This is a genomic window from Alcaligenes sp. LTN-3 (assembly GCF_059735605.1).
In genome coordinates, this window is sequence record NZ_JCAPDN010000001.1 from 515,635 (window position 1) to 524,538 (window position 8,904).

Consider the following 8,904-nt stretch of genomic DNA (forward strand, 5'->3'; position numbering starts at 1 on the left):
TATTGCATTCGGTTACTTTCTGCTTAAAAAATAAGGAGCCAAACGGCTCCTTGTCTCTTCCTGCTCAGTCCTTCTTACGTACAGCCTCTCTGGGCTGGGTCACGTTACCAGTCATCTATCCACCCCAAATTTCTTGAACTGAATTGGTAGAACACGAACGACTCGGCCAATGATCTTTGTCGCGTCAGGGCGCTCGCTCCATTTCCAGTCTGGGTAGCTCTTGTTGTCTGACGAAACCACAATGTCGCGGCCTACCAACGATAAGCGCTTACACAGCAGCTCGTTTCCATGGAGTATCAGGTAAACAGTCTCCCCGACATACTCATTCACTGCCGTATCCACAAAGACTAGATCATCAGGATTGATCGTTGGTGCCATTGAGTCCTTGGCTGCCGTGATGAGCTTGATATTGCCATTACGGTTTGTTGTGCCCAGCATTTCTTGCGCAACTTGGGCGGGCAAGAACATTGTGGACACGACCTCGGGGTGATCCTCGTTGGAGTAGCCGTCACCACAGGCGGCCCGGACATCCAGTTGATCGAATCGCACGTTATCGGACTGCGGGGCTGGAGGCAGGTGATTCACCTTTCGGCCCAATAGCTCATCTATCGAACATCCCAGCGCGTCCGCCGCATCCTCTAATCGGTCGGCCGGCATCCCGCGCTTAATCCAGTTTGTAATGAACTGAGGCGCGACATGCAGCCTGGACGCCAGCTCGACCTGATTCCATCCCAAATCGGATGCCTTATCGAGCAATGTATCGATGGAGCGTTTTTTCATTTTGAAATAGTAAACAAAGCGTTAATTGTTTTGTTAAACACAGCGTTGACTTAAAGATAAACATGGTGTGTAATCAACCCATGGAAAACGCCAAAACATTAATTGACCGCCTCGGCGGCCCCGCGAAGCTGGCTCAAAAGCTTGGTCTATCCGACAGGCCCGGTCAGATCCAGCGCATTTCTAATTGGAAGAAACGCGGCATCCCTGCGAGGGTGATGCTGGCGTTTCCGGATGTTTTTGGGGTCGGCTCGGCGACACCGCGTCGCCGCCCCAAGAAGGAGAGCGCCAATGTGTGATCCAGAAAAGCGAGAGCCGATACCCATCGGCCCCACAGATGTTTAGTGAAGCATTTCTGAGCCCAGTGACTCTTCTGGGATTCTCATGTCCTGCTCATCACACAGACGCGCAAACAGTTGCATGACGGTTTGCTGCGTTGGTTCCTCAAAGGTACGCCGGGCGATGTCTTCTGCCTGGGTCAAGATTTTCTCGGTTTCGGTCATCACAACTCCTTGTTCAGTTTCACCAGTTTGATCGAAGCCACTTTCAACAGCATTCAACTCTTTTTGCATAGGACTGACTCCCAATGAATGCCACCACAGCAGCACGGGTGGACAACCGCCCACAACGTCCGAGCATGGACCGCGCCTTCCGCCAGGCGCTTACTGATCCGCGTATCAAAGCGGCCGTTAAAGATCGTTTGGGCTGGGATGAAAGTCAGGTGAGCCGATTCTTGTCGGGCCAGATGGGTTTGACCATCGACAGAATGGATATAGCCATCGACGTCTTGGGAATGGTAATCACCACTCCCGCTTATATGGACTTCTTGGCTTTTGGTGCTCAGATCGGCGCTCACTGTGAGTGCGCCCGGCAAGGCTTGGGTGAGTGCGGGAGGTAGTCATGGATAAACAGGTTTTCCATCTTGTGAACCCGCTTGTGCGCCGTAACGCAGCCCGGGCGATTGCGGAAGCGCCTGAGAACTACAGGGTGGAGATCCGCCCACGTACGCGGTCGCTGGACCAGAACGCAATGATGTGGTCGATCCTGGCCGATCTGTCCAAGCAGGTTGATTGGATGGTCAACGGGGTGGCCACGAAGCTGGAGGCCGAAGAGTGGAAAGACGTTCTGTCTGCCAGCCTGAACCAAGAGACGCGGATGTCTCAGGGCATCCGGGGCGGGATCGTGATGTTGGGCCAGCGTACCAGCAAGATGACCGTGCGCCAGATGTCCGAGCTGATCGAGCTGGCCCTGTCATTCGGTGCGGAGAAGGGCGTTCGCTGGTCGCCAACGTCCTTGGGGAGTGGGTCATGAAGCTCTGGCAAATGTGGCTGATCATTTTTTATGTGTGCATCGCACAACTAGCTAGTGATGATGGCTTGATAGGAATGGCCATGGGTGCGTTCCTGGCGGTTGTCGGTTTTGGGGTGGCACGACGATGAGAGCCTGGAACAGCACCTTCAAGGCCCCGACAAAGACTATGGCACGCAGCCCCTGGAAGAAGCGCAGTAACAAGCGCGCAGCGACAAAATCCGAGCGCCAGCATATGAACGCTCAATCTGAGTCTGGTTGCATCCTGTGCCGATTCCTGGGGTACGGGAACACGCCAGCAGAGATTCACCATGTTCGCCACGGCATGGGGGCAGGGCAGCGCAACAGCCACCTGATGACTATTCCTTTATGCCCTGAGCACCATCGAGGCGCCACCGGCTACCACGGCCTGGGACGTAGGGCGTTTGAGCGCATGTACGGCACAACCGAACTGGATCTGCTCGGTATGACACAGCGGGAGGCTGTATGAGTGTTGAGGTAATGACCGCTGTGTTTAAGCGGTACCCAGTTGGCGGCGGCGAGATGATTCTTGCCCTGGCGTTGGCTGATCACGCTGATGACGACGGGACCAAGGTTTTCCCCTCCATCGACCACTTGATGACTAAGACGCGCCAATCGCGCCGCACTGTCCAGTACCAACTGCGCAGGATGGAAGAGTCTGGCTGGCTGATTCTGGTCAATAGCGGCAATGGAGGCCGGGGTCAGTCACGCGAGTATCGAATCAGCCTCGACTGGATTAAAGGCGCCGATTTACCGGACCAAAAAAACGGCGCAGAAACTGCACCCATTTCTGATGAAAAAAACGGTGCAGATTTTGCGCCCATTAATTCACCTGAAAAGGGTGCAATCCACGACATAAAGGGCGCATCTGACGACACAAAGGGTGCAAACGACGACATGAAAGGGTGCAACGGGTTGCACCCGCATATAACCACCATAGAACCATCAAGTAACCGTCATAAACCATCAAAGGCTGACGCCTTGGTTTTGCCGGACTGGCTGGATTCTGATGCGTGGTCGATGTGGGATGAATTCCGAAAAGAAAAATCCGGTAAGGCTTGGACGGAGGCAGCCAAGCGGCTTTCCCTGCGAACACTCGGCAAGCTACATGCCGCTGGGCAGGACCCCATAGCCGCCATCGAGCAGAGCATTGAGCGTGGTTGGACTGGGCTTTTTGGCATCAAGGAAAGCAACGCCGGACAAGGGCTCTCAGCGCAGTCCGGAGCCTTGAATCGCCAGGAGGCCCTAGAAGCCCGAAACCGAGAAATTGCCCGTCTAGCCGCTTTGGAGTCCTGAGATGCACGACACTGAAAAACAGCAGTTCTTTGGCCTTATGGCCGACGTCTATGCCTTCTACCACAGGGACACATCGCGCTTTGCGTTGAACGTCTGGTGGGAGGCCATGAAACCCTTTGATTATCCTGCCGTGAACGAAGCCATAAACCGGCATTGCGTGAACCCGGACAACGGCCAGTATGTGCCGAAGCCTTCGGACATTGTGAAGCTGTTGCGCGGCTCGACTCAGGATAGCGCCTTGGTGGCCTGGGCCAAAGTGGATAAAGCCGTGCGTACCGTCGGCACATACCGCAGCGTGACATTTGACGACCCGATCATTCTGCTGGTTCTGCAGGATATGGGTGGCTGGATCGCCCTGGGGACGAAAAAAGAGGACGAGTGGCCGTTCGTGGCTCGTGAGTTCGAGAACCGCTACCGAGGCTATGCCACGCGCCCCAGCCTGGAATACCCCCGTTGGCTACCGGGTATTGCTGAAGCGCAGAACAGCCAGGCCGGCCAGCCGGTAGAGCCGCCGGTGCTGATTGGCGATGCCGTGCGCGCCAAGTTGGTCCTGCAGAACGGTTCTGATACCCAGCGCATCGGATTCCAGCAGCTCAGCGGCAGTGAAATGCAGGAGGCCCTGGCTTCCAGCTCGCCGCGGAGGCTGCAAGCATGAAGCGCAAGTTAATGCTCCAGGTCCACGGCATTTCTGTGCAGGAGGTATAGCCATGTCATACCCAAGCTGGATGTACCAAGACCCGTCCAAGCATGTTGATTTCGTGCGCCGGAAACGGAAAGAACATCAGGAGAGGCAGCCAGAGGCGAAACGGGAGCGGGCGCGGGAAGGACTCAAAGCGTTATTCGGGGAGGGCGGCCATGCAAAAACTGAGCGGAGATGATTTGCTTTGGAACTGGGCCCGCTGGTGCTGGTCGGGCGAGACGGTCGGGAACATGGAGCGGTACGTGCCCTGGGAGGACGATTACCGCCCGATCAACCAAGACCACGCACTGGCTGTGGACGCTCTGTACCAGCGCCTGCCGCGCTATCAGGCCATGGTGGTACAGGCCGAGTACACCCGCAAGAACTCGCACTTTGGCAACCTGTCGGCATCTGAGCGCCTGGTGGTAGCGCGCCGATGGATTCGCCAGATAACTGGAGCCATTCTGCGAGACGAGGATTACAGACGGCACCTGGAAGGATTCAGGGCCAAGGTAGAGAAGGAGGTGTTGCAGTGAAGTATGCGTCGGAGGTAATTGATCTGCTGGCGGCGTATCCGAATCGGGCCTTCAAGATGATTCAGATCGTGCGTCACGTGGCTGACGGCCATCCAGAAAGCCCCAAGGAATGGGAGCGTGTTCGCAAAGGGGTGCGCCGTGTCCTGGACAGCCTGGAAGAGAGTGGGCAGGTCAGTTCAAACCGGATTGGGGCAGCGAACGGTGGCTCCGCTCTGTACCAGTGGAAACCGGGACATGAACTTCTGGCAAACCGGGACAGAAACCGGGACAATATCAGCAAGCACAACTGTGCTTATAGGTTTTGAACAGGCCCGCCAGTCGAAAGATCGGCGGGTTTTTCTTTATCTTTTGGTTGATCTGGCTAATTTTTCACCTTCTTCTGTAAGCGAGAAGTGAGAGAGGCCCGCGCGCTCAAACAAACCAGTCTCAATTAAGTATTCGCAAAAATCCTCTTCTGCAAACTTGGGCAACTCGGTGTTATTTGCTAGCTCGGATGGGAAAAATGCTGTTTTACCTGGTCGTGTAAGGCTGGCTGCATTTAGTACCGCTTGCGCTACATGCTCCGGCGAATATGTGTGCTCAGACATAGTAAATCCTTCTAAATTTCAAAACAAAGGAAATGGTATGGCGCTTACCGCAAAACAGCGCCGCTTCGTGGAAGAGTATCTAGTAGACCTCAACGCCACGCAAGCGGCGATAAGGGCGGGCTATTCGAAAAAGACCGCTGGGCAAATTGGCGATGAGAACCTTAAAAAACCTCAAATTGCTAATGCGATTCAAGAGGCCCAAGCCAAGCGGTCTGAGCGCGTACAGGTCGATGCAGATTATGTGCTGGCCCGTCTGGTCGAGATAGACCGAATGGACGTGCTGGACATCATGACCGATGCAATGAGTCTGAAGCCGCTCAGTGAGTGGCCCAAGGTATGGCGCCAGTATTTGACCGGGTTCGACCTTGCCGAGATGTTTGGCGGCTCTGGCGATGAACGCGAGGCCATCGGGGTCCTCAAGAAGATCAAATGGCCTGACAAGGTGAAGAACCTGGAACTGCTGGGCAAGCATGTCAGCGTCCAGGCGTTCCGCGAGCAGGTTGGGCATGGGAGCCCTACAGGTGGGCCGATTGAGCTGGCTACCCTGACGAAAGAAGAATACAAACAGGCCCGGCAGGAGATGCTGGCTGATGACGACTGCTGACCAAAGAACCTACGCCCGCAAGATTGAGTGTGAAGAAGACGGCCTATATTTTGGCCGTTTTTTTTTCAAGCAACGTATGGGCGCCAAGATGATCGTGGCACCGCACCACAAGGTGATCCAGCAAACGCTAGATCGTGTGGTGTCGGGTGAGATTACCCGCCTGATCATCAACGTCCCGCCTGGATACACAAAGACGGAGCTGGCGACGATCAATATGATCGGGCGTGGCTTGGCGCTGAACAATCGCGCCCGGTTCATGCACCTGTCGTATTCACACAATCTGGCACTGCTTAACTCCAGCACTGCGCGGGGCATTGTTAAGTCGCAGACATATCAAGGCATGTGGCCCATGGTGTTGCGCGACGATGCAGACAGTAAGGCCATGTGGTGGACTGAGCATGGCGGTGGCGTGTATGCGTCGTCCGCTGCTGGGCAGGTCACTGGCTTTCGGGCCGGGCATATGGAGCCAGGCTGGCAGGGGGCGCTGATCATTGACGATCCGGTCAAACCTGATGATGCATACAGCGATACGGTGCGCGGCGGCATTAACGACCGATTCAACGAAACGATCAAATCCCGGCTGGCGATTGAAACAACGCCGATGATCGTGATTATGCAGCGGATTCACTACCAGGACCTGAGCGGCTATTTGCTGCGTGGCGGGTCCGGGGAAAAGTGGCACCATCTGAATCTGCCGGTGATCATCGATAACAGCCTGCCGTATCCGGAAGAGAATACGCACGGCATCCCGATTGATCATGGTTTGCCGGATGGATGGCTTTGGCCCTTCAAACACAACGAATCACACCGGACCGCACTGTTTTCTCACCGGCGAACCGCAGAGGCGCAGTACATGCAACGTCCACGGCGGTTCAATGCTGAGGGGGCGCTATGGACTGAGGCGCTGATTACAGCAGCCCACGCCCTGCAGGTCAGGCATGAGCTGGTACGCACAGTGGTGGCGGTTGATCCAGCCACGACAGCGAGCGACGAAAGCGACGAGACTGGCATTGTGGCGGCAAGCTCCTACGGGGCAGGCGACAACCGCCAGTATTCGGTAGATGGCGACTACAGCGGTAAGTACAGCCCGAACGGCTGGGCTCAGAAGGCCATTGGCGCATACGAGCAGCACAATGCCGACGCTATCGTCATCGAGACGAACCAGGGCGGCGATATGGCCGAGTCCACGCTGCGTAATGCTGGATTTAAGGGCCGCATCGTGCGTGTCCATGCCAGCAAGGGTAAGTTCGCCCGAGCTGAGCCTATCTCAGCACTTTATGAGCAGGGCCGGGTGGCGCACAAAGGCGCTCTGTACCTACTTGAAAACCAACTTATGGAATATGTACCAGCAACGGCAAAGAAATCGCCTGACCGGCTTGACGCCATGGTCTGGGCGCTGACTGAGCTGGGCGGCACACAAGCCGTGGGCCTGATGATTCCAAAGCGCCTACTTCAAGGCAGATAAATGGCAATTTTTATTGTTTCAGCGCGAGACGGCAGCATTTCGCTGGTTGTCCGTGCACGCTGCATGTCCTGTGCGCGGCAATTGGCGGCTGATCGGTCGCCTGTGCATGAAAAGCGGTTGTGGCGTGATCCTGATCTGTCCAGCGTTGAGCTGGTCGGCCATCCGGAGCGCCTGGGCTATTTCAGCGAAGGCATGAACGGGATACTTAAGCGGATTACGACATGACGGCAAGCAATCTACAACTGGCGGTGAATCATGCCATGCATGACGCCGCGTTGGCTCGTGCTCGCATGAATCTGCTCAATCCCTTAGGCATGGGGCTGGACGATAAGCGGGCCGCTGCTTGGTGCGAGTACGGCTTTAAGCAGAACCTGGACTTCCATGACTTCTACAAGCTGTATCGCCGCAATGGCTTGGCCAGCGGCGCGGTAGAGAAGCTGGCCGGGACTTGCTGGAAAACAAACCCTTGGGTGATCGAGGGCGACGAAGAGGACGAGTCTCGCAAAGAGACTGGATGGGAAAAGAAAACGAAGCGAGTTTTGACGGCCCGTTTATGGCGTCAGTTCCGCGAGGCTGATGCCCGGCGCTTAGTGGGCCGCTACTCTGGCCTTGTCTTACGGGTCAAGGACAGTGGCAAGTGGCATGAGCCAGTGAAGGACGGCTCCAAGGCCCTGGTTGATGTGGTGCCGGTGTGGGCTGCAACGCTGCGAGTGTCTGAGTGGAATACTGATCTGTCGTCAGAGAATTACGGCAAGCCCAAGTTCTGGAGCTATGTAGAGCAGAGCACAAATGGGCAGCCTGGGCGGAACATCAAGATTCACCCTGACCGCGTGTTCATCCTGGGCGACTACTCCGGTGACGCCATCGGTTTTCTCGAGCCTGTCTATAACAACTTCGTGTCACTGGAAAAGGTGGAGGGCGGCTCGGGTGAGTCGTTCTTAAAGAACGCAGCCCGCCAGCTCAATATCAACTTCGACAAAGAGATCGACTTTAAAAACCTTGCAGCGATGTATGGCGTTTCGATTGATGAATTGCAGGAGCGGTTCAACGAGGCCGCAAAAGAAGTAAACCGAGGCAATGATGTGCTGCTGCCGACGCAGGGCGCAACGGTCACGCCTCTTGTCTCAGCGGTCCCAGACCCAGGGCCAACCTACAACATCAACCTGCAGACCATTTCAGCCGGCCTGGATATCCCAAGCCGCGTGCTCGTTGGCAATCAGCAGGGGGAACGAGCCAGCACCGAGGACCTGAAGTTCTTCTACGCACGCTGTCAGTCACGCCGTATGGATCTGTCTTTCGAGATCGGGGATTTGGTTGATCACTTGGTGCGCATTGGCGTGCTGGACGTTACCGGCGAAAAGACAGTGATGTGGGATGACCTCACAGAGCAGACCTTTGGCGAGCGGCTGGATAACGCCGCCAAAATGAGCACGATCAACCAGACCGCTTTGGCGACGGGTGAGGAAGTATTCAGCAACGACGAGATACGGGTTGCTGGTGGCTTTGACCCTAAAGACAGCGAGCCGTTAGGTGAAGGCAACGATAAGGACGAGGATGGCGACGAAACCGAAACCACCGATCCTGCCCCGTGATCTGCGTGACCCGACTGGCGTGGATCGGCTGGAGCGCGG

General features: G+C 55.9%; 16 protein-coding genes. 13 read left to right on the top strand and 3 right to left on the bottom strand.

Annotation, left to right across the window (positions count from 1 at the left end; genetic code table 11):
* Positions 1-111: 111 nt before the first annotated feature.
* Positions 112-780, bottom strand: a complete 669-nt coding sequence (locus AC6I6N_RS02450; protein ID WP_497943035.1) for an XRE family transcriptional regulator — start codon at positions 778-780, stop codon at positions 112-114.
* 80 nt (positions 781-860) lie between these two features.
* On the opposite strand from AC6I6N_RS02450, the gene AC6I6N_RS02455 reads away from it, so the two are divergent.
* Positions 861-1,076 carry a helix-turn-helix domain-containing protein gene (locus tag AC6I6N_RS02455; RefSeq protein ID WP_497943037.1) on the top strand — a complete coding sequence of 72 codons (216 nt, stop codon included), beginning with the start codon at positions 861-863 and terminating at the stop codon, positions 1,074-1,076.
* Between the two features lie 42 nt (positions 1,077-1,118).
* Here the strand turns inward: AC6I6N_RS02455 and AC6I6N_RS02460 are convergent, their stop codons facing one another.
* Positions 1,119-1,349 carry a hypothetical protein gene (locus AC6I6N_RS02460; protein ID WP_497943040.1) on the bottom strand — a complete coding sequence of 77 codons (231 nt, stop codon included), beginning with the start codon at positions 1,347-1,349 and terminating at the stop codon, positions 1,119-1,121.
* 14 nt (positions 1,350-1,363) lie between these two features.
* Between AC6I6N_RS02460 and AC6I6N_RS02465 the strand changes: the two genes are divergently transcribed.
* The 8 genes from AC6I6N_RS02465 (at position 1,364) to AC6I6N_RS02500 (ending at position 4,922) form a co-directional block, all read left to right on the top strand.
* The gene (locus AC6I6N_RS02465) at positions 1,364-1,675 is read left to right on the top strand and encodes a hypothetical protein (RefSeq protein WP_063693671.1); all 312 of its coding nucleotides are present in this window, start codon (positions 1,364-1,366) and stop codon (positions 1,673-1,675) included.
* 2 nt (positions 1,676-1,677) lie between these two features.
* Positions 1,678-2,088, top strand: a complete 411-nt coding sequence (locus tag AC6I6N_RS02470; RefSeq protein ID WP_497943390.1) for a recombination protein NinB — start codon at positions 1,678-1,680, stop codon at positions 2,086-2,088.
* Complete coding sequence (locus AC6I6N_RS02475) at positions 2,085-2,216, top strand: hypothetical protein (RefSeq protein ID WP_446763507.1); 132 nt, start codon at positions 2,085-2,087, stop codon at positions 2,214-2,216. Before AC6I6N_RS02470 ends, AC6I6N_RS02475 begins: the two co-directional genes overlap by 4 nt.
* Before the next feature lie 38 nt (positions 2,217-2,254).
* Positions 2,255-2,575, top strand: a complete 321-nt coding sequence (locus AC6I6N_RS02480) for a Ref family recombination enhancement nuclease (protein WP_497943047.1) — start codon at positions 2,255-2,257, stop codon at positions 2,573-2,575.
* Positions 2,572-3,402, top strand: a complete 831-nt coding sequence (locus tag AC6I6N_RS02485) for a phage replication initiator YdaU family protein (RefSeq protein ID WP_497943050.1) — start codon at positions 2,572-2,574, stop codon at positions 3,400-3,402. The genes AC6I6N_RS02480 and AC6I6N_RS02485 overlap by 4 nt, the downstream gene beginning before the upstream one ends.
* A gap of 1 nt (position 3,403) precedes the next feature.
* Positions 3,404-4,057, top strand: coding sequence for a DUF6475 domain-containing protein (locus AC6I6N_RS02490; protein ID WP_497943052.1), 654 nt, complete (start codon positions 3,404-3,406; stop codon positions 4,055-4,057).
* Positions 4,058-4,257: 200 nt separating this feature from the next.
* Entirely contained in the window at positions 4,258-4,617 is a 360-nt protein-coding gene (locus AC6I6N_RS02495; RefSeq protein ID WP_497943055.1) for a hypothetical protein, read from the top strand.
* Entirely contained in the window at positions 4,614-4,922 is a 309-nt protein-coding gene (locus AC6I6N_RS02500) for a hypothetical protein (RefSeq protein ID WP_109089687.1), read from the top strand. The genes AC6I6N_RS02495 and AC6I6N_RS02500 overlap by 4 nt, the downstream gene beginning before the upstream one ends.
* A 36-nt stretch (positions 4,923-4,958) precedes the next feature.
* Here AC6I6N_RS02500 and AC6I6N_RS02505 read toward each other — a convergent pair whose 3' ends face one another.
* A complete protein-coding gene (locus tag AC6I6N_RS02505; RefSeq protein WP_497943062.1) occupies positions 4,959-5,204 on the bottom strand; it encodes a hypothetical protein in 246 nt (81 codons plus the stop codon).
* A gap of 37 nt (positions 5,205-5,241) precedes the next feature.
* On the opposite strand from AC6I6N_RS02505, the gene AC6I6N_RS02510 reads away from it, so the two are divergent.
* The 4 genes from AC6I6N_RS02510 to AC6I6N_RS02525 are packed head-to-tail and all read left to right on the top strand — an operon-like array spanning position 5,242 to position 8,865.
* A complete protein-coding gene (locus AC6I6N_RS02510; RefSeq protein ID WP_497943065.1) occupies positions 5,242-5,808 on the top strand; it encodes a terminase small subunit in 567 nt (188 codons plus the stop codon).
* Positions 5,795-7,273, top strand: coding sequence for a phage terminase large subunit family protein (locus tag AC6I6N_RS02515; RefSeq protein ID WP_497943068.1), 1,479 nt, complete (start codon positions 5,795-5,797; stop codon positions 7,271-7,273). Before AC6I6N_RS02510 ends, AC6I6N_RS02515 begins: the two co-directional genes overlap by 14 nt.
* Positions 7,274-7,498 carry a hypothetical protein gene (locus tag AC6I6N_RS02520; RefSeq protein ID WP_497943072.1) on the top strand — a complete coding sequence of 75 codons (225 nt, stop codon included), beginning with the start codon at positions 7,274-7,276 and terminating at the stop codon, positions 7,496-7,498.
* Positions 7,495-8,865, top strand: coding sequence for an anti-CBASS protein Acb1 family protein (locus tag AC6I6N_RS02525; protein ID WP_497943074.1), 1,371 nt, complete (start codon positions 7,495-7,497; stop codon positions 8,863-8,865). The genes AC6I6N_RS02520 and AC6I6N_RS02525 overlap by 4 nt, the downstream gene beginning before the upstream one ends.
* The last annotated feature ends 39 nt before the right edge of the window (positions 8,866-8,904 follow it).

Bases quoted from the DNA above. Each gene is read 5' to 3' on its own strand.
- AC6I6N_RS02465 (WP_063693671.1), top strand. From the start codon at position 1,364: ATGAATGCCACCACAGCAGCACGGGTGGACAACCGCCCACAACGTCCG.
- AC6I6N_RS02510 (WP_497943065.1), top strand. From the start codon at position 5,242: ATGGCGCTTACCGCAAAACAGCGCCGCTTCGTGGAAGAGTATCTAGTA.
- AC6I6N_RS02495 (WP_497943055.1), top strand. From the start codon at position 4,258: ATGCAAAAACTGAGCGGAGATGATTTGCTTTGGAACTGGGCCCGCTGG.
- AC6I6N_RS02525 (WP_497943074.1), top strand. From the start codon at position 7,495: ATGACGGCAAGCAATCTACAACTGGCGGTGAATCATGCCATGCATGAC.
- AC6I6N_RS02520 (WP_497943072.1), top strand. From the start codon at position 7,274: ATGGCAATTTTTATTGTTTCAGCGCGAGACGGCAGCATTTCGCTGGTT.
- AC6I6N_RS02485 (WP_497943050.1), top strand. From the start codon at position 2,572: ATGAGTGTTGAGGTAATGACCGCTGTGTTTAAGCGGTACCCAGTTGGC.
- AC6I6N_RS02460 (WP_497943040.1), bottom strand. From the start codon at position 1,349: ATGCAAAAAGAGTTGAATGCTGTTGAAAGTGGCTTCGATCAAACTGGT.
- AC6I6N_RS02450 (WP_497943035.1), bottom strand. From the start codon at position 780: ATGAAAAAACGCTCCATCGATACATTGCTCGATAAGGCATCCGATTTG.
- AC6I6N_RS02490 (WP_497943052.1), top strand. From the start codon at position 3,404: ATGCACGACACTGAAAAACAGCAGTTCTTTGGCCTTATGGCCGACGTC.
- AC6I6N_RS02455 (WP_497943037.1), top strand. From the start codon at position 861: ATGGAAAACGCCAAAACATTAATTGACCGCCTCGGCGGCCCCGCGAAG.
- AC6I6N_RS02475 (WP_446763507.1), top strand. From the start codon at position 2,085: ATGAAGCTCTGGCAAATGTGGCTGATCATTTTTTATGTGTGCATCGCA.
- AC6I6N_RS02480 (WP_497943047.1), top strand. From the start codon at position 2,255: ATGGCACGCAGCCCCTGGAAGAAGCGCAGTAACAAGCGCGCAGCGACA.
- AC6I6N_RS02515 (WP_497943068.1), top strand. From the start codon at position 5,795: ATGACGACTGCTGACCAAAGAACCTACGCCCGCAAGATTGAGTGTGAA.
- AC6I6N_RS02505 (WP_497943062.1), bottom strand. From the start codon at position 5,204: ATGTCTGAGCACACATATTCGCCGGAGCATGTAGCGCAAGCGGTACTA.
- AC6I6N_RS02470 (WP_497943390.1), top strand. From the start codon at position 1,678: ATGGATAAACAGGTTTTCCATCTTGTGAACCCGCTTGTGCGCCGTAAC.